This window comes from Rhodovulum kholense, assembly GCF_003053725.1.
Lineage (GTDB): Bacteria > Pseudomonadota > Alphaproteobacteria > Rhodobacterales > Rhodobacteraceae > Rhodovulum > Rhodovulum kholense.
In genome coordinates, this window is record NZ_QAYC01000001.1 from 544,325 (window position 1) to 565,551 (window position 21,227).

Genomic DNA, 21,227 nt, shown 5'->3' on the forward strand with positions numbered 1-21,227 from the left:
AGGCTCGAGACGGTCGAGATCGACCTCGGCGACTTCCCCGACCCGCCCGACTGGCCTGCCGTCAGGCGCCGTCTGGCCGAAACCCTCGCCGCCGCGCTGGCACCCCATCTCGGCCGCCCGCGGCCAGAGCCATCCCGGCCAGCGGCCTCCGCGCCGATCCCGGGCCCCTCCTTTCCCGGCACAGAGGGCCTGCGCGGGCCAGCCCCCTCGGCCACGATGCCCGAGCCCAAACCCGAACCCGAGAGGGTGCCGGCCTCCGCCCCCCCGACAGCGCCTTTGGCCGACCGACCCGGGGCCGCACCTGGGGCGCCGACCGATCCATACGCTCTGCCGGTCTTTCGGGCGGCATCCGTGCCGGCGGCGGCTACCCGGTTGACCTCCGGCCCGGCGGCCCTGCCCGCTCAGCCGGACCGGCATGCGGCCGCCCCCTCTCTGCCCGCCGACAGCGCGCCCCGCGCCACGCCGCTCCCCCCGACCGGCGCAGTCGCCCCCGAACCGCCCTCAGTCGCGCTGTCCGGAACCGGGCTTCCCGAGACCGGGTCTCTCGGCAGCACGGCCACCATCGGGCACAGCCCGTCATCCGGAAACCCGGCCGCCGCTGCCCCGCCTGCCGCCGTCGCCGATCCTGTCAGCGGCCCCGGGACCTCCTCCCTTTCAGGCCCCGCCCGGCCAGGGCCATCGGCGCCCGAAGCCGCACGCTCTTTGCGCAATGCCCTGGAGAGCGCCCCCGCCCCGGCCGCACCGAGCGCAGCCCGCGAAACTCCTCCCCTGGGGCCGAAGCCAGGGGCGGACCGGACGGCCGGCGCCCCGAGCGACCAGACCGGCAGCCCCGGCGACACCCGCCCGCACCCGCCCGGTTACGGCGGCACGGCCGTCCCCGCGCCGCCCGGCCTCGTGGTTCCGCGCGACCTTGCCGACCGGGCCTCGTCGGCTTCGGCCGACACCGCGCCGGTGCCGATGGCACAGACCGCCGTGCCCGACGACCTCTCCGGCACAGCCCCGCCCGCGCCGCAAGCTGACCCCGCCTCCGACGCGCGGACCGGACCCGGCCTGGCCCGCGCGCCCTCCGGCGCCCCGGCGCGACCAGCCTCTCCGGCGGCGCCCGAGTCGGAAACCCCCACGGCCATCCCACAGGAAGCGGGCGTTGCGCATCGCATGTCGGTGCCGGACGACACCGCTTCGGCCCGGTCCCTCGGGGATCACCCGACCGCAGGCGTCTCGGCTCTGACCGACGCGCTCTCGGCCCGCGCGCCGTCTGCGGTACAGACGCCGCCGGGCCCCTCCTCGGGCCGCCAAACACCAGACCTTCCGCCCACGGAACGCCCCGCGCATGACCGGCCCGACGCCACTGCGCGGCACGGCGTCCCCGAGCGCCATCCGGCCTCACCGCAGCGGTCGCTGCAGGACGATGCAAACCGGCGCGACCCGACGCGACCGGTCGCCCCCGCGGCAGGATCTTCCCCGGAGCGCTCGATCGGGGACCCCGCGCCGCCGCAGACCGAAACCGCGGAAGGGTCTGCCCCCGGATCCGGCGCTCAGGAACTCGGCCAGGCTCGGCAGCCCGACCGCGCCCGGACGACCGGCGAGGCCCGCGACCTGAAGGGCTCCGCCTTGCGTCAGGACCCCGATGAGGCCGACGGCACAGGCGCCGGACTGAAAACCGCGACGGCGGCGGGCGCGGGGCAACAGACCGATACCCCAGCCCCAACCGCGCGCTCCGACCCAGCGGCCCTGCCCCGCGAGGCATTGGGCGACGAACGGCCGAACCCGGCAGACCGGTCTCGGCAAGGCCACCGGCCGGGCGGCGCAAGCGCATCGCAAACGCCTTCGCAATCGGGCCTCGCGGATGCCGTTTCAGATGCCCCGACAACGCCGAACGACACCGCCTCCGCCGCCTCGGCCAAGCCCGGGATGGTCGGACGCCAGCGCGCGGCCCGGCGGCTGGTTCCGGCGCTTGGCGGCGAGAGCGCCCGCCTTCGGCCCTCGCCCGAAACCCTTGACCGCATCGCGGCGCAACTGAGGTCCGCCCCCCCGCCCGAGACCCTGGCCGCGCTGGCCTCCGGGGGCGCGGCCGCCCGCGCTGCGGCGCAGGCGCTCCGGCAGGCGACGATCGGCCGCCCTGGCGGGGCCGACCCGATTCTGGCGGGGCTCGCCCCGGACGACATTGCCCGGCTGATCGCGGCGCTTCTGCCCAAGGGCGCGCAAGCCCTGTCGGAGGCGGTCGCGGCGCTGGACCGAACCGCGCGCGATCCGGTCTCGGCCCGGCGCGCCGTGGCGCAGGCCCTGCTTGAAACCCGGCCGGTCGATCTCGACGCCGCCCGTGCCCTCGCGCCGAAGGATCCCGGCGCCCGCGCCCTCGCCGACCTGTTGGCGCTGGCCGGCGCATCGCCAGGCCGTGTCACGCCCGCGCCGGCCCTGCCGGGCGACGGCACGCCCGGCGCTCCTGGCCGCGACCGTGCCGCGCAAACCGGCGAAGCTCCTGATGCGACCCGCGATGCTGCAAGTCCCGGCCAGCCGGCGGAAGATCGGTCCGGCGCGTCGGACAACGGAGCTTTTGCGGCGCCCCCGGCGCAGACCGCCCCCCCCGAACGCAAGGCGGATGCCCCGGACGCAGGTCCCGAAACGCTTGGGTCCGGCCCCGCCGCAGAGGGTCCGCCTGCCGCGACGCCCAAAGTCGGGCCGCAAGGGCTCTCGGATCGCGCGGCGTCTAAGACCGGCTCTGCCGATGGTGGGCACGCGGCCGACCGCGCGACCCCTGCCGCGCATGCCGCACAGGCCGATCCGGCGGGACCACGGCCCGGCGAGCCCGGCGAGAAACCGGATGCCCCCGTGATCGGCGCGACGACCGACCCCGGCCCCCAGCCGGGCGAGGCGGCCGGCGACGGCACCGCGCCCGACGCCGGGATCCTGCGGGCTGCGGCCAGGAACCTGCGCGATCCGAAACCGACAGGCTCTGCGGAGGGGTCAGGGCGCGCGGCCGGAAACAGCCCGGACAAAGCCGCACTGCCCGGGCCGCGGTCTGCCGATGGCGGGCACACGGCCGATCGCGCGACCCCTGCCGCGCATGCCGCACAGGGCGATCCGGCGGGACCACGGCCCGGCGAGCCCGGCGAGAAACCGGATGCCCCCGTGACCGGCGCGACGACCGACCCCGGCCCCCAGCCGGGCGAGGCGGACGGCGACGGCACCGCGCCCGACGCCGCGCCCGACGCCGGGATCCTGCGGGCTGCGGCCAGGAACCTGCGCGATCCGAAACCGACAGGCTCTGCGGAGGGGTCAGGGCGCGCGGCCGGAAACAGCCCGGACAAAGCCGCACTGCCCGGGCCGCGGTCTGCCGATGGCGGGCACACGGCCGATCGCGCGACCCCTGCCGCGCATGCCGCACAGGGCGATCCGGCGGGACCACGGCCCGGCGAGCCCGGCGAGCAACCGGATGCCCCCGTGACCGGCGCGACGACCGGGCCCGACCCCCAGCCGGGTGGGTCGGCGCGGGCGGAGCCGGACAAGGCGGCCGGCGACGGCACCGCTCCCGACACCGGGATCCTGGGGGCTGCGGCCAGGAACCGGCGCGATGCGAAACCGACAGGCTCTGCGGAGGGGTCAGGGCGCGCGACCGGAAACGGCCCGGACAAAGGCGCACTGCCCGGGCCGCGGTCTGCCGAGGGCGGGCACGCGGCCGATCGCGCGATCCCTGCCGCGCATGCGGCACAGGCCGATCCGACGAAACAACGGCCCGGCGAGCCCGGCGAGAAACCGGATGCCCCCGTGACCGGCGCGACGACCGACCCCGCCCCCCAGCCGGGCGAGGCGGCCGGCGACGGCACCACTCCCGACGCCGGGTTCCTGGGGGCTGCGGCCAGGAACCGGCGCGATCCGAAACCGACAGGCTCTGCGAAGGAGGCGGGGCGCGCGACCGGAAACAGCCCGGACAAAGCCGCACCGCCCGGGCCGCAGAGTGACGCCGATGTCGCGGCGCGCGCGGGTCGATCGCGCGGCCCCGAGGGGAACGCACCCCGGCAGGATGCAGAGGGCAGCCCCGGGGCGGACCCGGCAACGCCGTCCGTTGGCGCGGCGCGCGACGGATGGTCCGGCCATCTGCTTGGGCACGATGCTCGGCCCTTGCCCGAGACGCGCGGCCTGGCGGGGCGCGGGGACCGGCCCGCGCCGGCAGGATCGGCCGGACATGCCACGGCGAAGGAGCGCCCGTCCGACGCCGCGCAACGACGCGCCTCCGGACCCCCGCCCGAGCGGAACGGCGTACCGGATCCGTCTCGGATCGAAGCCCTCGCCGGGAGGGATCTCCCCGAGGCGCCCAAAGGCAAGCCTCTTGACGGACCCGCCGGTCCGTCCGTGCCGAGGACGGCCGAAACCGCTCGGCCGGATCCGGCGGCCGACCCCGGGACAGGCAAGACCGGACAGGCCCGCGCCGATGCAGAAAACGCCGCCCGGCCCGGGGCAGACGGCCCTGCGGATGGGCCGCCCGATCCGGCCCGCCCGTCCCGCGCCCATACCGACGCGGCCGATGCCGCCCCCGCGGCGACAGAGGCACCCGGACCAGCAGATGCGCCACCAGAGACCGAAGCACGGGAGGCGGCACTGGCGGGACTTTACGAGGCGGCGCTTGGGGATGGGGCCTCGACGGTGCGCGGCATGCTGGACCAGATCGCCGGGGCGCTGCCCGTGGCCCTGACGTCCCCCCTGGACCGCGATGGGCTCGACGCCGCCAAGCTGGCCGCCGCGCTGGTCGCCGGTCCGGGGCCGGGCGCGCCCGGGCGGGCGGCCGAGGCCTTCCTTCAGGCCCTCTCCCCCGATGAGGCAGAGCGGGTCGTGCTGTTGCGCAGCCTCGCCGCCCGGCTGGGCTATGCCGCACCCGCGCCCGGACCGCAGGGCGCGCTGCGCCGCACCGCTCGGGCGGCGGTCGAGGATCTGCTGAAGGCCGCCGCGCCCGCCCCCGCACCGGCCCGCGCCGCGCCGCCGGTCGGGACCGCCTCCGAGGCGGCCACGCACAGCCTGACCGAGCGCGCCGGGCTCGTGCTGTTTCACCCCTATCTGCGGATGCTCTTCGACCGGCTCGGGCTGATCGAGGCCCGGCAGATCCGCGCCGATGGCCTGCCCCGCGCCGCTGCCGTGCTGGCCGCCCTGGCCGAGGCCCAGCCCGCACAGCGCCTGCCCGACCCGCTGGAACGGCTGCTGCTGGGGATGCCCGAGGGTGCCCGGCCCGAGCCTTGCCCCACGCTGGCCCCGGCCGAAACCGCGCTGATCGACAGCCTGCTCCGCAGCGTCATCGGGCAATGGACCCGGCTGGGCAAGACCTCGCCCGAGGGGCTGCGCGCCACCTTCATCCGCCGCCGTGGCCTGATCGGCACCGACGACCGCGGCGCACCCCGGCTGACGGTCGCGCCCGGACCCTTCGACATGCTGCTGGACGGGTTGCCCTGGGCGCTGGGACCGATCCGGCTGCCCTGGATGCCCGAGGCGCTGAGCGTGATCTGGAGAAACGCCGATGACTGAGCGCGCGACAGATCCCCATGCCGAGGCGCTGAAGGCCGAGCTGGGCTGGCTGGCCGACACCGTCACCGCCCGGCTGACCCATTTCTTCGAAGGCACCGCCACGCCCTTCGCCCTGCCCGATCCGCCCGCGCTGCCCGGAGACTCGGCGCTGGCGCGGCTGATCGACGGCGCGGGGCTCGACGCGCCTGCCCGGCTGGTTCTGGCGCTGGCGCTGGCGCCGCATCTGGCGCCCGCGACGCTCGATCCGTTCTTCGTCAAGAATTCGGCCATCGACCGGGTGTTCTCCGAATTCGGCGCGGCGCGGGGCGAGGCGCAGGCGGGCGGCCCGGGCTTTGCCCCAAGTGCCGTCACAGCCCTGTTCCTGCTGGGCGGGGCCGATGCCGCGGCGCGGATCTCGGCGATGGCGCTGTTCGCGCCCGACCACCCGCTGCGCGCGGCGGCCGGGCTGACCGTGGGCGCGGTCGCAGACCCCGGCGGCGCCACGCTTCTGTCGGGGCCGCTGACCCTGCCGCCGCACCGGGTGCTGACGCTGTGCGCCGGGCACCCGCCCCGGCCCGATTATGCGCCGGGCTTTCCGGCCAAGCGGCTGACCACCCGGCTTGACTGGGACGAGCTGATCCTGCCGCAGGGCGTCAAGCACAGCATCGAGCATCTGGTCGCCTGGTACACCCATCGCGCCCTGATCCGCGAAGACTGGGGGCTGGCGCGCCGGGTCGGCGCCGGGTTCAAGGCGCTGTTCTACGGCCCCCCCGGCACCGGCAAGACCTTGACGGCGGCGATGCTGGGCAAGCGCACCGGGCTCGATGTCTACCGGATCGACCTGTCGATGGTGGTCTCGAAATATATCGGCGAGACCGAAAAGAACCTCGCCCAGGTCTTCGACATGGCCGAGATGAACGACTGGATCCTGTTCTTCGACGAGGCCGATGCGCTGTTCGGCACCCGTGGCCAGGGCGGATCGGCCAATGACCGCTATGCCAATCAGGAAGTGGCCTATCTGCTGCAACGGATCGAGGACTGCCCCGGTCTGGTGATCCTGGCCACCAACCTGCGCAACAATATCGACGACGCCTTCTTCCGCCGGTTCCAGACGGTGGTGGGCTTTCCCCGCCCCAATGCGGGGCTGCGCCGCGCGCTCTGGGCCAGCATACTGGAACGCGTACCGCTGGCGCCCGATGTCGATCTCGACGCGCTGGCGCAGGGCCACGAGATGGCGGGCGGGTCGATTACCAATGTGGTGCATCACGCCACGATCAGCGCGCTCCGGCGTGGCGCCGAGACGGTCAGCGCGCACGATCTCGCGCAGGCGATCTCGACCGAGATGCGCAAGGAAGGACGCACCGCATGACCAAAGCCCCGCTTCTTTGCCTTCTGGCCCTGATGGCCACGCTGGCCTGGGCGGCGCCCGGCGCGGCGCGGGCCGATTGCACCGATCTTGCGGCCCTGACCGAGCTGCCGCCCGCGGCGGGCAGCATCGATCAGATCCAGCGCGGGCTGCGCAGCGCGCTGCGCGACCCCAGCAGATACCTGCGCGACGGCAAGCTTGGCCCCTACACCAAACAGGCACTGGTACGGCTGTGCCGGGCGGTGCCGCTTGGGCTGGGGCGCGACAGCGTCGCGGGCACGCTGGAACTGGCGGCCGATTATGGCGCGCTGGCACGGTCCGACGCGCATTGGCAACCGCGCGCGGTGGCCCCGGCGCTGGCCGCGCGGCTGGGCGCGATCCCCGAGACCGGCGCGAACCGGCTGGCGCTGCAACTGGCCGGACCGCCCGCGCTGGCCATCAGCGCGCTCGAGGACTGGCAGAAGGGTGCGGCCTGCGCGGGCCTGTCCGAGGCCGCCCTGTCGGCCGAGGCGCGCGCCGGGCTGGCCGCGCTGACCGCGGTCGGGGCCTGGCCCGACACCGACGCGCTTTGCACCGGGCTGACCCCGGTCCCGAATGCGCTGGGCGATCAGGCGGTGGCCGCGGCGCTGGCCGCCTATGGCCGGATCGAGGCCGGGCTTCCCGGCGCGGTCGCGCGGCTGGTCTCGCCGGGGTTTTCCGACTGGCTGGTCGCGGGTCAGGCGACGCGGGTGCCGCGCCTGATGGGCTCGGACGCGGCGGCGGTGGCGCTGATCGCCGAATACCGGCCCAGCCTCTCGCCCGCCACCCAGGCCGATGAGACCGTCGAGGCGGACGAACCGGCCTCTTGCGCCGAGCCGGTCAGCCGCACCGTGCTGGACTATACCGCCTTCGACGCGGCCGATTACCAGACGCTGATCGCGCCCGTTGACGTCAAGACGGCGCTGGCCGGGCTCGACGGCAAGACCTTCGCCAGCGCCGAGGACCTCGGCGCCGCCATCGACGCGGCGCTTGGCGGTCAGCTCACGCGCTGCGCGCTGGACGAGATCCGCGCGCTGGTCACCGGGCCCTCGCATCTGGGCCTGCGCTTCGGGCTCGATCCGGCGGCGGCCGCGAACATGGCGCTGAACACCGACCTGGTCGCGGCCTCGGCCGCGGTGGCCCCGCTGGTCGGGCTGTCGACCCCGGTGCGCAAGACGCTCGAGACCGCTGCCGAGGCCGCCATCCGCAAGGCCGTGCGCGCCGAGTTCGAGGCCGAGATCGAGGTCGCCGCAGACACGCTGGCGGGCGCCGCCGAAGAGATCGTGCCCGGGCTCGACACCCGGCCCGAGGGCGTGCCGGAATTCCCCGAGCTTCCCGTGGGCACCCCGCTGGGCGTGACCGACGCCACCGACAGCGCGGTGCAGGCGGCGGTCAAGGATGCCGATTTCCAGCAGGCGCTGCTGAACGCCGATTATGCGCCCGCCCCCAATGCCGAGGTGCTGAAGGGCGACGTGCGCCGTCTGCTGAACCCGATCGCCGCGCGCAAGGTCGAAGAGATCGTCAGGACCGCCATGACCGAGGTCGAGGCCGCCATCGACGCGACCTGGCTCATGACCCCCGATCTGACCGCCGCGATCCTCGGGCTCGACGCGGTTGCCGCGGCGCAAAGCGTCGACATCCCCGAGGCGACGGCGCTGGCGCTGGAACAGCTGGTCGGGCTGACCTACCCCAATCAGCGGCTCTTCGCGGCGGCGGTCGATGCGGTGCCGCCACCGGTCCCCTACGGCCAGTTCGAGGCGGTCAAGCGGCAGGCCCGGCAGGCGGCCTTCCGCACCGTGACCCGCGCCGAGGCGCAGGCCGCGCGCTCGGCCGAGGCGCTGGCGCTGCCGGGCTGCGGCTGTGTCGAGCCCAGGCTCGATCACGCCGAGGTCTATGCCTTCTACCCGTTCTGGATGCTGCCCCGGACGCCCGCCGCGCCCAAGACGGCGGAGGCCGACGGCGCGCCCCCCGCGCCCGACCCGCTCAATCAGGTCGATTTCGGGCTGGTCAGCCGGATCGCGCTTTACGGCTACGAGATCGCCTATGGAGCGGGGTCCCGGCAGGCCGACTTCCCGGACGAATCCGACTGGAGCGCGATGCGCCGCGATTTCATTCAGGCCGCGCATCGCCACCGTGCCCGCGCCGATCTGGCGATCACCCTGACCGGCTGGCAGGACTGGACCGATTTCCAGATCGAGACCGCGGTGCAGCAGATCCTGCGCTTTTCGGCGCCCTTCCCCCGGATCGCCGACAACACCTTCAAGGCGCTGGCCGAGGGCTATCCCACGATCTTCGACGCGCCCCGCCCCGACGGGGTGACGCTGATCTTTCGCGGCTATTCCGGCGGCAAGGACAACGACCCGGCGGCCGGGCGGCTGCAACAGATCGTGTCGCGCAGCTACGAGGGCCTCGCGGCGCGCGGGCAAAGCGTCAATCTGGGGCTCGATCTGGACCTGATCGGCAGCGGCATCGACACGCCGCTGATGAACGATTTGCGCGCGATTCTGGTGCCGCCGACGCCGGTCGCGGAACCCGACGACCCCGATGACGGCGCCGAATCCGCCGCCAGCGCCGCGCGCGGCCCCGAGCCGCCGGTCGAGCGCATCCTGATCTTCATGGAACGCCCGACCTCGGACGCCAAGAAGACCCTGCGCGCGCGGCTGGAGCATGGCGATTTTCGCGGCCCCGAACGCACCGAGGTCCTGCGCCGGATCGTGCCGGTGCTGCCACCGACCGGCCACCGCGAGGTCGAGCGCCAGCCGCGCAGCGATCTGGACCCCAACGACCACCCCGAGGATTTCAGCCAGTTCCGGGACGATCTGGTCTATTTCCAGGATAATTTCGGCGGCATCGGCTTCTGGCCCGCGCCCGACCCGACCACCGGGGAAAGCCAGACGCTGCGGCGGATCTTCAACGAGCTCTGGATCGAGCCGGTGCTGCCGGGCTTCCTGGCCTCGCTGAGCGTGCTTTGCGCCTGGATCTGCCCGCACCGCGCGGTGCTGCTGACCGGGGCGGCGCTGATCGCGCTGGCGACGGCGGGGCTGGTCTGGCGGTCCTTCTACAGCGGTGTCGCCGACCGGCTGGCCTTCCGCTGGAAGCTGGCCTGGATCGGCGTCGCGCTGGTGATCCTGATCCTGACGGCGCTGACGGTCTGCGACCCCGAGGCGGTGGTGGCACCCACCGGGCTGGCGGCGACGCTTCTGGGTCTGGCGCTGCTGATCGGCTTCACCGCCTATCAGCGGGCGCGGAACGGGCCGAAGCCCTGAGCCGTAAACGTGAAACGCCCGGCCAGAGCGGCCGGGCGTGTCGGGTCAGAATATCAGGCCGCCGCGGCGGTCACATGATCCGGTAGTTCGGGCTTTCCCGGGTGATCTGCACGTCGTGGACATGGCTTTCCTTCAGCCCAGCGCCAGTGATCCGCACGAAGTTGCAATTCCTGCGCATCTCCTCGACCGTGGCGCAGCCGGTATAGCCCATCGCGGCGCGGAGCCCCCCCACCAGCTGGTGGACGACGGCGCTGGCCGGGCCCTTGTAGGGCACCTGCCCCTCGATCCCTTCGGGCACCAGCTTGTCCGAGGCCGCGTCCTTCTGGAAATAGCGGTCGGCCGAGCCCCGCGCCATCGCGCCCAAGGACCCCATACCCCGGTATTCCTTGAAGGACCGGCCCTGATAGAGCACGACCTCGCCCGGGGATTCGTCGGTGCCCGCGATCATCGAGCCGACCATGGCGCAGGAGGCCCCCGCCGCGATCGCCTTGGCGAAATCGCCCGAATACTTGATGCCGCCATCGGCGATCACCGGCACGTCGCCCGCCGCGGCCGCGCAATCCATGATCGCGGTCAGTTGCGGCACGCCGACGCCCGCCACCATCCGCGTGGTGCAGATGGACCCCGGGCCGATGCCGACCTTGACCGCATCCGCGCCCGCGTCGATCAGGGCCTTGGTCGCCTCGGCGGTCGCGACGTTGCCCGCCATGATCTGAACGCTGTTGGTGGCCTTCCTGAGCCGCTCGACCGCCTTCGCGACGCCCTCGGAATGGCCATGCGCGGTGTCGATGACGATCATGTCGACGCCCGCCTCGACCAGCGCCAGCGAGCGTTCGAACCCGGCATCCCCCACCGTGGTCGCCGCAGCGACGCGCAGTCGGCCAAGCTCGTCCTTGACGGCCTGCGGGTTCAGCACCGATTTCTCGGTATCCTTCAGCGTCAGCAGCCCGGTCAGCTTGCCCGCCGCGTCGGTGATCAGAAGCTTTTCGATCCGCCGCGCCTTCATCAGGTTCAGCGCCTCGGCCCGGTCGACGGGCTCGCGCAGCACGGCAAGGTCGCGACAGGTCATCATCGCGCTGACCGGGGTCGCATCGCTGGAGGCGAAGCGCATGTCGCGGTTGGTGAGGATGCCGACCACATGGCCGCGCTTGTCGACCACCGGAAAGCCCGTGAAGTTGTAGCGCTCGATCATCACCTTGGCATCGCCCAGCGTCTGGTCGGGGCGCAGCGTGATCGGGCTGTAGACGACCCCGGATTCGAACCGCTTGACCCGGCTGACCTCGCGCGCCTGTTCTTCCACCGTCAGGTTGCGGTGGATCACGCCGATCCCGCCCGCCTGGGCCATGGCGATGGCCATCCGGCCCTCGGTCACGGTATCCATTGCCGAGGACAGAAGCGGGATGTTGAGCCGGATCGTGCGGCTGACCCGGGTCGAGGTATCGGCCTGGCTGGGCAGCACGGAGCTGGCGGCGGGAACGAGAAGGACGTCGTCGAAGGTGAGGGCCTCGCGAATCTCCATGGGGGTCTCCTGGGGGAGTTTTCGTTTGGCGCTTCCCTATTTCACGCGAGGGGAGAAAAGGAAAGGGGCAATCGCCAGAGCCCTCCCGGGTACGCCCTTATGGACGCGCCCTCGCGGGCGCGGTGCCTCCGGCGGGGGTATTTCCGCCAAGAAGAAAATGCGGGGGGTGGGCGGCCTGTGGCGGGCCCGCTCAGCAGCAGTTCTGTTCGAGATCGTACAGAAGCTCTTCGGCGGCGCTGTCGCCCAGTTCCTCGAAGAAGGCGTAGAGGCTGTTCACCTGGCTGCCGACGAAATGCAGGTTGTCATTGCCCATGCGGGCCTTCTCGGTCAGCTTCTTGTCGAAATAGCCGACCCAGCGGGACTGGCTGGTCGCCATATGCGCGGCCAGCATGGCCAGCAGGCGGTCGGCCTTGCGGTCGCAATCGATGCCGCAGAAGGTCACGTAGCGGTCGGGGGTCTGGTCGGTCATGGCCATGCGCTCCTCTTCCGGGGCCGGGACTTGGGGGACCGGGTGCTGATAGGCGAGCGCGGGCCGCAGTTCTGTCAGCCAGCCGACAGTTCGGCCAGCTCTTCCAGCCGGGCGATGTCGCACAGCGCCAGATGGCGGCGGTCGGGACGGGCCAGCACGCCCTCGCGGATCAGCTTGTTGATCAGGGTCGAGAGCGTCTGCCGCGAGGTGCCCAGCGCCGAGGCAAGGGATTCGGTGCTGTCGATCAGCCGGATCCGGTCGCTGTGCTGCAGCCGCCGTTCGCCCAGCAGAAACCGCGCGAGCCGGGATTCGACCGGGCGGAAGGCCAGATCCTCGATCAGGTTCATGGCGCCGTGCAGAAGCTGGCCAACCTCGCGGAAGGCGGCAAGCCCCAGCGCAGGCTGGCGGGTGACGAGTGCCAGCATCTCGCTGACCGGCCAGGAGACGACCGTGCTGGGCGCCAGCGCCTCGATCCAGGCGCGGGTATGGGTGACATAGATCCCGCCCGGGCGCAGATAGCCGATGGTCAGCTCGCGCGCCGCCCCGTTCAGGCAGATCCGCGCCAGCCCCGCGTCCAGCACGAACAGCCGGTCGGGCCCGTCGCCCGGGCGCGCGATGGCCTCGCCCGGCTGGAACCGGCGGCGCAGCCCGCCGGGCAGTTCGGCCAGCCAGGCGGAATGGGGAAAGGGCGCGGACTCGGTCATGGCAGGAGCCTAGCGCGGGCGCGCGGCCCGTGGCCAGAGAGGCTCAGACCCGCGCGGCATTGGTCTGCGCACCGAGCTTGCCTTTTGCCCAGGCCTGCATCACCCACAGAAGGATCGGCGGGATCGCCAGCGTCGCCGCGACCAGGCTGACGCCGCCCGCGATGCGGAAGAGATCGCCCAAGGGCTCCGCCGTCCCGGCCAGCACCAGCATCAGGCTCGCGAAGGCTGCCATCGGGAAGGTGAACGCCCCCCAGAGCGGCGAGACTCCCGCAGCCAGGATCCAGCGCGCGCCTGCGAGCATCAGGACCAGCAGGAGCACGGCCAGTGCGGCCGCCGCCAGCGCCAGCGGCATCAGGCCGAGCGACGCGGCCACGGTGCCGATCAGGCAGGCGGGCGCCAGATGGATCGCCAAAAGCGGCCGCAGCGGCGCGGGCACGCTCAGGCGCCGCGCCTGAACGAGGCTGGCCGCCCAGATCGCCAGCGCCATCGCGGTCGTGCCGTAAAGGAGGACGGTCGCAAGCCCCGCATGGCCCAGCGGCACGGCGGGCAGGCAGGCGACGATGAAGCCCACGAAATGCAGATGCCAGACCGGCGTGACGCGGCGTTGCTCGGCCGGACCCGTGGCCAGCCCCCGGATCAGAACCGCCAAAAGCGCCAGATGCAGCCCGAGCCCGGCCCAGAGCAGCGCCTCGGCCAGCACAGGGGCCAGCGGCACCAGCGCGGCCGACAGAAGATAGACCGACAGCACCGAGGCCGACAGCCCGGCGCGGCCCGGAAGCACCCGCAGATCCTCGGCCAGAACGCCCGGGCGGCGCCCGAACTTCAGCGCGTAAGCGACAACCATGAAAAGAAAAAGGAGCGTGACCGCGCCCAGGATCAGATCGCCCGCGGCGCCCGGCACGCCGAAGGGATCGACCGCCCGGCGCCAGGCCAGCCCCAGCCCCAGCGCACCGAGGACCGGCGGGAAGATCGCGGGCGGGGTCTGGGTGCCGAAACGGGGGCGCGGGGTGAACATATCGGGTCTCTCCTGGCGGGTCGGTCCCGGTGTGCCATGCCCCCGCCGCCCCGGCAAGCTGGACGCCGCCCGCGCGAGTTTTTGCTTTACCGGCGCGCCGCGCCCGTTACTCTGACCCGGGGAGATCAGGGAGGATCCACCGATGAAAACCGCGATCGGCGCCGTGGCGCTGGCCGCCTTCGGCTGCTGTCTTGCGGGCGAAGCGCTGGCCGAAACCTGGAATGTCTCGCTTTGGGGCAAGCGGCGCGCCTTTACCGAAAACGTCGAGAAACTGGCCGAGCTGGTCAGCGAGAAGACCGGGGGCGAGTTCACGCTGTCGCTGTCCTATGGGGGGCTCTCGAAGAACACCGAGAACCTTGATGGCATCCAGATCGGCGCCTTCGAGATGGCCCAGATCTGCGCGGGCTATCACCGCGACAAGAACCCGACGCTGACCGTGCTGGAGCTGCCCTTCCTGGGCGTCGACAGCCTGGAACAGGAACGCGACCTGTCGATGGCGCTGTATCGGCATCCCGCGGTGGTGGCGGATCTGGCGCGCTGGAACGCGACGCTTCTGATGCCGACGCCGATGCCGCAATACAATTTCGTGGGCGTCGGCGAGCCGCCCCGCAAGCTGGCCGATTTCAACGGCATGACCGTGCGCGCGACCGGCGGGATCGGCGAGGCGATGCAGATCATCGGCGCGGTGCCGACCTCGATGGACGCGACCGAGGTGCGCCAGGCGCTGGATTCCGGCGTGGTCAAGGCGGTGTCCTTCGCGCCGCATGCGCATATGTCCTTCGGCACCATCGACACCGGCACCTGGTGGACGACGAACCTGAACCCCGGCACCGTGAACTGCCCGGTGGTGGTCAACAGCGACGCGCTGGCGGGGCTGTCCGAGGCCCATCGCGAGGCGCTGCTGGGGTCCGTCGACAAGGCGCTGGCGCATTACATCGACTACTACAACTCCGAGACCATGTCGCGCTGGGGACCGGCGCTCGACGAGCGCGGGATCGAGCGGATCACCTTCGCGCCCGAGGCAATGGCCGAGTTCCGCGAGGCGGCAGCCGGCCCCGTGGCCGCGGCCTGGATCGAGGAAATGACCGCCCGCGGCCTGCCCGCGCAGGAGCTTTACGACACCGTGACCGGGCAGATCGGGAACTAGGCCCGCAGACCTGCCCGGGGTGCGGTCCGGGCCGGGCGGCGCACCCTGCCCGGCCCGGTGTGCCTTGCACCGCCGCCTGACGGTCCGGGCCCGCGCCCGAACCGCCCCCCCCAAGCCAAGGAGAGACCGATGGCCATCCATGCCCCCGTGCTGGAGGATGACAGCCCGCTCTCGCGGCTCGACCGCGGACTTTTCGTTCTGGAACGCCAGCTGGCGCTGGTCGCGGGCCTTGCGGTCTTTGCGCTGATGCTGCTGGCCGTGGTGTCGGTCGGGGGGCGGCATTTCTTCAACCAGCCGCTGGCGGGCTATGTCGACTGGATCCAGCAGGGCATGCCGCTGATCGCCTTTCTGGGCATCGCCTATACCCAGCGGGATGGCGGCCATATCCGGATGGACATTCTGGTGGCCCGGCTGTCGGGCCGGGCCTTGTGGGCGGCCGAGGCGGTGACGACGCTGGCCATGCTGATCGTCATGGCCCTGCTGGTCTGGGGCAGCTTCGCCCATTTCCAGCGCAGTTTCGACTGGGGCGCGCCGCTCTTCAGCCGGGACAGCTCGATCGACATCAACCTGCCGCTCTGGCCCGCCAAGCTTCTGGCGCCGGTCGCCTTTTCGGTCCTGTGCCTGCGCCTTGCGATCCAGCTCTGGGGCTATGGCCGGGCCTTCGTTCTGGGGCTGGCGGCGCCCGTCGCGGTGCCGCTGGTGGTGTCCGTGGCCGATCAGGCGGCGGCCGAGGCGGGCCATGTCTCGGGCGCGGACGACTAGGGGGCGGGAATGGAACCGATCGACATCGGCCTTGCGGTCACGGGCATCCTCTTCGTCGTGGTCCTGCTGGGCATGCGGGTGGCCTTTGCCGCGGCGCTGGCGGGGCTTCTGGGGCTGATCTGGATCTTCTGGTCGAAGAAGGGCTATGACCCGCAGGAGTTCGGCTGGGCGCTGACGGTCGCGGTCAAGACGGCAGGCCAGGTGCCGCATTCGAAGGTGGCCAGCCAGGCGCTGAGCCTGATCCCCACCTTCATCCTGATCGGCTATCTGGCCTATTACGCGGGGCTCACCCGCGCGCTGTTCGACGCGGCGAAGAAATGGTTCGGCTGGCTGCCGGGCGGGCTTGCGGTCTCGACCGTCTTTGCCACCGCGGGCTTTGCCGCCGTCTCGGGTGCCTCGGTCGCGACCTCGGCGGTCTTTGCCCGGATCGCCATCCCCGAGATGCTGAAGATCGGCTATGACAAGCGCTTTGCCGCGGGCGTCGTGGCGGCGGGGGGCACGCTGGCCAGCCTGATCCCGCCCTCGGCGATCCTTGTCATCTACGCCATCATCGTCGAGCAGGACGTGGGCAAGCTGTTGCTGGCGGGCTTCGTGCCCGGCATGGTCTCGGCCTGCATCTATGCGCTGCTGATCGTGGCGCTGGCGCTGGCCTTGCCCCGCTTCGGCCCGGCCGTCCGGGGCTTTAGCTGGGGTCAGCGGTTCCGCGCCCTGCCCAAGGCGCTGCCGATCCTCTTCGTGGTCTGGACCATCGTCTTCTTCGTCTACAACCCCTTCGGCGGCGACGCCTGGGGCACCCCGACCGAGGGCGGGGCCATCGGTGCCTTCGTGATCTTCCTGATGGCGATCTGGCACGGCATGCGCTGGCCGCAGTTCAAGGACGCGCTGTTGGAAACCGCCAAGCTGTCGGCGATGATCTTCACCATCATCTGGGGCGTGCTGATCTATGTGCGCTTCCTGGGCTTCGCCGATCTGCCGGGCGCGTTCTCGGACTGGATCACCGGGCTGAACCACCCGCCGATGCTGACGCTCGTCATGATCCTGCTGGCCTATGCGGTGCTGGGCATGTTCATGGACGCGATCGGCATGCTGCTGTTGACCCTGCCCGTGGTCTATCCGGCGGTGATGGCGCTGAACGGGGGCGAGTATGTCTCGGCCGCCGACAGCGCCTTCGGCATGTCGGGGCCGATGTGCGCGATCTGGTTCGGCATCCTCGTCGTCAAGATGGCCGAACTGTGCCTGATCACCCCGCCCATCGGGCTCAATTGCTTCGTGGTGGCAGGCGTGCGCGACGACCTGACGGTGCAGGACGTGTTTCGCGGCGTCTCCCCCTTCTTCGTGGCCGACGCCATCACCATCGCCGTGCTGATCGCGGTGCCCGGGATCGTCCTGTGGCTGCCAAGCTTTGCCTGAACGGGGCGGCTAGGAAACGTCCGCGACACCCCCGGCCCGGGCCTCGGCGCCAAGCGCGCGCAGGAAGGAAGCGATGTTCTCGCGCGCGGCGCCCTCATTGGCATAGCGCAGCCGCTCGGAGCCGAGAAACGACTCGCCCAGCCGCGCGGTATGGCGGGTGACGATCCGCCGTTCCCATCGGGTCTTTCCGGCGCGGTCCTGCAGCCGGTAGCGCACGGTCAGCCCGACCTGCATGTCGAGCCCGAACAGCGGCTGGGTGATCTCCTCGATCTCGGCCCTCAGCACATAGCGGCCCGAGGCGGAATAGGCCCCCGACAGCAGAAGCGCACTGCGCAGCGCAGCCTTGAAATCGGCATCGGCAATCTGCGAGGCCAGCGCCGGATTGGTATCCTTGCCGCCAGCGGTCTCGATGTCGGAAATCGCGCCGCGATGAGGGTTGCCTGCGGGCAGCGGCGCGATGGCGGCCGGGATCATCGCCGTTTCGTCCGCCCCATGGGCGCAGGCAGAAAGCAGCGCGCAAAGCGCGAGTGCGCCGAACGGGCGGGGCATCGGCATGGTCATCCTCCCAAAGGCTCCCAGAGCGGCCGCGCCGGGCGGCGTCCCGGGAAGCATGCCAGACCTTCGCGGTCCCGTAGGGCGACCCGTTGCCGCAACCGCCCCGGCTCAGAGCGGCCCGCCGGTCGGCGCGCCCTCGGCGCTGGCGCCGAGGCTGCGAAGCAGCAGCGCGATATTGTCCTTGGCGGCATTCTCGCTGGCGATCCGCAGCCGGTCCACGCCCCGCACCGCCTGGCCCAGCGGCGAAGTGTAAGAGGTCGTCACGGTCTGGTCGAAGACCGCGCGGCCGGTCGCGTCGTGGATGGTGTAATGCACCACCATCGCCACCTGCACCTTGGTGCCGGTCTGGGGCTGGGTCACGCTTTGCACATCGGCATTCAGCCGGTAGGCCCCGCCCGCGGTCAGGATCCCCGCCCGGGTCAGCGACTGCGCCAGATCGGACCGGAAGCCCGGCCCCGAGAATTCGGCGTTCCACATCGGATTTGCGACCAGCCCGTCGGTGCCGGTGACGGTGCCGACCGCATTCGCCCAGGCACTTCCGGGCGCGACCGGGCCGATCACGCCGGGCGCCATCGAGCCCATCGGCCCGGTCTGGACACATGCCCCGAGCAACAGCAGCGGAAGCGCGACAAGCAGGGACCGGCGGGCCATCGAACGCGGCATCGGAGGGCATCCTTCCTTCATGGGGCGGCCCACCGGTACGCCCGGACGGACCTGTCGCGCCCTTCTCGGCCCTGCCCCGCGCGCCGTCAAGCGCCGCCCGCGCGCCCCGGCGGGCTATCGCCAGAGCAGCGACCGCCCCCCGGCAAAGAGATGCACCCGGCCCGGATCGGCGGTCATCCTGAGGGTCTTGCCGCGCAGCCCGGCATGGACGCCCGGCAGCTTGGCGATCACCGGATCGGCCTCGGGGTCTTCGCGCTCGAAATAGAGCTGGGTGACCTCGCCCAGGGCCTCGAGGATCTCGACCCGGCCCTCGAAGGCGTAATCCGCGCCATCGGTCGCCTCCATGTCCTCGGGGCGGATGCCGACCCGGACCTTGCGGCCCTTGTCGCCGGGCTCGGTCGGCACCCGCGCCCGGATCGCCCCGCCGCCCGCCGCCAGCCGCACCTCTGTCGTCTCGCCGGTCCCCGAAATGGCGCCCTCCAGCAGGTTCATCGCCGGGCTGCCGATGAACTGCGCCACGAATTCCGAGCGCGGCTTCTCGTAAAGCTCGAGCGGCGGACCGACCTGGGCCACGCCCTTGTCGGCCAGCACCACGATGCGGCTGGCCAGCGTCATCGCCTCGACCTGGTCATGGGTGACATAGATCATCGTGCTGTCGGGCATCGACTCCTTCAGCTGGGCGATCTCGATGCGTGTCGCCACGCGCAGCGCCGCGTCGAGATTCGAGAGCGGCTCGTCGAAGAGATAGACCTTGGGGTCGCGCACGATGGCCCGGCCAATGGCCACGCGCTGGCGCTGCCCGCCCGACAGCGCCTTGGGCAGCCGGTCGAGATAGGGCTCGATCTGAAGCCTGCGCGCGGCGCGCGTCACGGCGGCATCGATCTCGTCGCGCGACTGCCCGGCGATCTTCAGCGCGAAGGCCATGTTGTCGCGCACCGTCATGTGCGGGTAAAGCGCGTAGGACTGGAACACCATGGCGATGCCGCGCTGGGCGGGCGGCACGTCGTTCACCCGCACCCCGTCGATCGTCAGCGTCCCCGCGGTGATCCGTTCGAGCCCCGCGATCATCCGCAGAAGCGTGGACTTGCCGCAGCCCGAGGGCCCCACGAAGACCACCAGCTCGCCGGTCTCGATCTCAAGATCGATCCCCTTCAGCACCTCGACCGCGCCATAGCTCTTGCCCACGCCGCTGAGTGTCAGACCCGCCATCACGCCCCCTTCCGCCGCAGCATCAGCGAGGGCTGCCACGGTCCCAGATGCACCAGCCCGTCGGCCCCCGGCCGGGCTGCGTTGATTTCGGCGCCAACCGGCAGCCAGTCGCCCTCGGGCGGGACCAGCGCGGCGGGCGTCTCGCCAAGATTGATCGCCACGAACATCTCGGCCGCGGCGTCATGGCGCCGGAAGGACAGCACATTGCCCTCGGCGCGCACCGCATCCATCGCGCCGCGCGCCAGCACCGGATTGGCATGGCGAAAGGCGATGGCCCGGCGGTAATGATGGATCGGCGCCTCGGGCGCGTGCTCCTGCGCCGTCACGGCCAGCCCGATATGGGTCTCGGGGATCGGCAGCCAGGTGCGCGGCGCGCGCGAGAACCCGGCATGCAGGTCCTCGGCCGCCCAGACCATCGGCGTGCGGCAGCCATCGCGCCCCTTGAATTCGGGCCAGAAGGCGATGCCGTAGGGGTCCTGCAACGCCTCGAAGGGCACCTCGGCCTCGGGCAGGCCCAGCTCTTCGCCCTGATAGAGACAGACCGTCCCCTTGAGGCAGAGCGTCAGCGTCAGGAACCCCCTGAGTGCGGCGGGCGACAGGCTCCAGCGGGTCGGGTGGCGCACGACGTCGTGGTTCGACAGCGCCCAGCAGACCCAGCCCTCCTCCGCGACCCGGTCGAGCCGCTCATAGACCTGCGCGATGCGGGCGGCGGTCAGCGGCGCGCTGCCGAGGAAATCGAAGGCATAGCACATCTGCACCTTGTCGCCGCCCGAGGTGTATTGCCCGAGGATTTCCAGATCGCTTTGCGCGTCGCCCACCTCGCCCAGGGCGATGGCCCCGTACCCGTTCAGAACGGCGCGAAATTTCCTCAGGAAGTCAATGTTTTCCGGCTGGTTCTTGTCGTAAAGGTGAAGCTGGTGATTGTAGGGGTTCACCCGGGGCGCGATATTGTCGTTGCGCTCTTCGGGCGGCAGCGGAGGATTGGACCGGAACTCCTTGTCGCAAAAGTAGAAATTGATGGTGTCCAGACGAAACCCGTCGACGCCCCGGTCCAGCCAGAACCGCGCGGTGTCGAAGATGGCCTGCTGCACCGCCTCGCAATGCAGGTTCAGATCGGGCTGCGAGGCCAGGAAATTATGCAGGAAATACTGCTCGCGCCCCGGGTCCCAGGCCCAGGCCGGGCCGCCGAAGATCGACAGCCAGTTATTGGGCGGCGTGCCGTCGGGCCTCGGGTCCGACCAGACATACCAGTCGGCCCTCGGGTTGGTGCGGCTCGACCGGCTTTCGATGAACCAGGGGTGGCGGTCCGAGGAATGCGACAGAACGAGGTCGATCATCACCCTCAGCCCCCAGCCATGGGCGGCCTCGACCAGCGCGTCGAAATCGGCAAGGCTGCCGAACAGCGGATCGACATCGCAATATTCCGAGATGTCGTAGCCGAAATCCTTCATCGGCGAGGGGAAGAAGGGCGAGATCCAGATCGCGTCCACCCCGAGCGACGCGACATGCGGCAGCCGCCGGATGATGCCCGGCAGATCGCCCACCCCGTCGCCATTCGAATCCTGAAAGCTGCGCGGATAGATCTGGTAGATCACCGCGCCCCGCCACCAGTCGGGATCGTCGTTCAGGGCCAA

At 71.7% G+C, this 21,227-nt stretch carries 14 protein-coding genes; 6 read left to right on the forward strand and 8 right to left on the reverse strand.

Translation table 11 applies throughout. From position 1 onward, the window contains the following. The first annotated feature begins 1,911 nt into the window (after positions 1–1,911). Genes C8N38_RS02485 through C8N38_RS02495 form a run of 3 tightly spaced genes read left to right on the forward strand, consistent with a single transcriptional unit; the run spans position 1,912 to position 10,140 of the window. Complete coding sequence (locus C8N38_RS02485; protein WP_108023563.1) at positions 1,912–5,511, forward strand: contractile injection system tape measure protein; 3,600 nt, start codon at positions 1,912–1,914, stop codon at positions 5,509–5,511. Next, complete coding sequence (locus tag C8N38_RS02490) at positions 5,504–6,859, forward strand: ATP-binding protein (RefSeq protein WP_108023565.1); 1,356 nt, start codon at positions 5,504–5,506, stop codon at positions 6,857–6,859. The genes C8N38_RS02485 and C8N38_RS02490 overlap by 8 nt, the downstream gene beginning before the upstream one ends. Continuing rightward, a complete protein-coding gene (locus tag C8N38_RS02495; protein ID WP_108023567.1) occupies positions 6,856–10,140 on the forward strand; it encodes a hypothetical protein in 3,285 nt (1,094 codons plus the stop codon). The genes C8N38_RS02490 and C8N38_RS02495 overlap by 4 nt, the downstream gene beginning before the upstream one ends. A gap of 70 nt (positions 10,141–10,210) precedes the next feature. Here the strand turns inward: C8N38_RS02495 and guaB are convergent, their stop codons facing one another. The 4 genes from guaB to C8N38_RS02515 all read right to left on the reverse strand — a co-directional run bounded on the left by guaB (position 10,211) and on the right by C8N38_RS02515 (position 13,847). Then, positions 10,211–11,659: an IMP dehydrogenase gene (guaB, locus tag C8N38_RS02500; protein WP_108023569.1), complete on the reverse strand. Its 1,449-nt coding sequence runs from the start codon at positions 11,657–11,659 to the stop codon at positions 10,211–10,213. 190 nt (positions 11,660–11,849) lie between these two features. After that, complete coding sequence (cowN, locus tag C8N38_RS02505) at positions 11,850–12,128, reverse strand: N(2)-fixation sustaining protein CowN (protein ID WP_108023721.1); 279 nt, start codon at positions 12,126–12,128, stop codon at positions 11,850–11,852. Between the two features lie 74 nt (positions 12,129–12,202). Continuing rightward, entirely contained in the window at positions 12,203–12,832 is a 630-nt protein-coding gene (locus tag C8N38_RS02510; protein WP_108023571.1) for a Crp/Fnr family transcriptional regulator, read from the reverse strand. Positions 12,833–12,875: 43 nt separating this feature from the next. Continuing rightward, positions 12,876–13,847, reverse strand: coding sequence for a TDT family transporter (locus tag C8N38_RS02515; RefSeq protein WP_108023573.1), 972 nt, complete (start codon positions 13,845–13,847; stop codon positions 12,876–12,878). Between the two features lie 142 nt (positions 13,848–13,989). Between C8N38_RS02515 and dctP the strand changes: the two genes are divergently transcribed. The 3 genes from dctP to C8N38_RS02530 all read left to right on the forward strand — a co-directional run bounded on the left by dctP (position 13,990) and on the right by C8N38_RS02530 (position 17,166). Next, a complete protein-coding gene (gene dctP, locus C8N38_RS02520; RefSeq protein ID WP_108023575.1) occupies positions 13,990–14,994 on the forward strand; it encodes a TRAP transporter substrate-binding protein DctP in 1,005 nt (334 codons plus the stop codon). 129 nt (positions 14,995–15,123) lie between these two features. Then, entirely contained in the window at positions 15,124–15,756 is a 633-nt protein-coding gene (locus C8N38_RS02525) for a TRAP transporter small permease subunit (RefSeq protein ID WP_108023577.1), read from the forward strand. Between the two features lie 9 nt (positions 15,757–15,765). Beyond that, positions 15,766–17,166 carry a TRAP transporter large permease gene (locus C8N38_RS02530; protein ID WP_108023579.1) on the forward strand — a complete coding sequence of 467 codons (1,401 nt, stop codon included), beginning with the start codon at positions 15,766–15,768 and terminating at the stop codon, positions 17,164–17,166. 9 nt (positions 17,167–17,175) lie between these two features. On the opposite strand, the gene C8N38_RS02535 is transcribed toward C8N38_RS02530, so the two are convergent. The 4 genes from C8N38_RS02535 to C8N38_RS02550 form a co-directional block, all read right to left on the reverse strand. Then, positions 17,176–17,721 (reverse strand): hypothetical protein, encoded by a 546-nt coding sequence (locus tag C8N38_RS02535; RefSeq protein WP_108023581.1) that lies wholly within the window; start codon positions 17,719–17,721, stop codon positions 17,176–17,178. Positions 17,722–17,829: 108 nt separating this feature from the next. Next, entirely contained in the window at positions 17,830–18,384 is a 555-nt protein-coding gene (locus C8N38_RS02540) for a hypothetical protein (RefSeq protein WP_108023583.1), read from the reverse strand. Positions 18,385–18,498: 114 nt separating this feature from the next. Further along, complete coding sequence (locus tag C8N38_RS02545; RefSeq protein WP_108023585.1) at positions 18,499–19,593, reverse strand: ABC transporter ATP-binding protein; 1,095 nt, start codon at positions 19,591–19,593, stop codon at positions 18,499–18,501. Continuing rightward, a complete protein-coding gene (locus C8N38_RS02550) occupies positions 19,593–21,227 on the reverse strand; it encodes an alpha-amylase family glycosyl hydrolase (protein ID WP_108023587.1) in 1,635 nt (544 codons plus the stop codon). The genes C8N38_RS02545 and C8N38_RS02550 overlap by 1 nt, the downstream gene beginning before the upstream one ends.

Bases quoted from the DNA above. Each gene is read 5' to 3' on its own strand.
- C8N38_RS02515 (WP_108023573.1), bottom strand. From the start codon at position 13,847: ATGTTCACCCCGCGCCCCCGTTTCGGCACCCAGACCCCGCCCGCGATC.
- C8N38_RS02495 (WP_108023567.1), top strand. From the start codon at position 6,856: ATGACCAAAGCCCCGCTTCTTTGCCTTCTGGCCCTGATGGCCACGCTG.
- C8N38_RS02535 (WP_108023581.1), bottom strand. From the start codon at position 17,721: ATGCCGATGCCCCGCCCGTTCGGCGCACTCGCGCTTTGCGCGCTGCTT.
- C8N38_RS02490 (WP_108023565.1), top strand. From the start codon at position 5,504: ATGACTGAGCGCGCGACAGATCCCCATGCCGAGGCGCTGAAGGCCGAG.
- C8N38_RS02510 (WP_108023571.1), bottom strand. From the start codon at position 12,832: ATGACCGAGTCCGCGCCCTTTCCCCATTCCGCCTGGCTGGCCGAACTG.
- C8N38_RS02485 (WP_108023563.1), top strand. From the start codon at position 1,912: ATGGTCGGACGCCAGCGCGCGGCCCGGCGGCTGGTTCCGGCGCTTGGC.
- C8N38_RS02545 (WP_108023585.1), bottom strand. From the start codon at position 19,593: ATGGCGGGTCTGACACTCAGCGGCGTGGGCAAGAGCTATGGCGCGGTC.
- C8N38_RS02540 (WP_108023583.1), bottom strand. From the start codon at position 18,384: ATGCCGCGTTCGATGGCCCGCCGGTCCCTGCTTGTCGCGCTTCCGCTG.
- C8N38_RS02530 (WP_108023579.1), top strand. From the start codon at position 15,766: ATGGAACCGATCGACATCGGCCTTGCGGTCACGGGCATCCTCTTCGTC.
- dctP (WP_108023575.1), top strand. From the start codon at position 13,990: ATGAAAACCGCGATCGGCGCCGTGGCGCTGGCCGCCTTCGGCTGCTGT.
- guaB (WP_108023569.1), bottom strand. From the start codon at position 11,659: ATGGAGATTCGCGAGGCCCTCACCTTCGACGACGTCCTTCTCGTTCCC.
- C8N38_RS02525 (WP_108023577.1), top strand. From the start codon at position 15,124: ATGGCCATCCATGCCCCCGTGCTGGAGGATGACAGCCCGCTCTCGCGG.
- cowN (WP_108023721.1), bottom strand. From the start codon at position 12,128: ATGACCGACCAGACCCCCGACCGCTACGTGACCTTCTGCGGCATCGAT.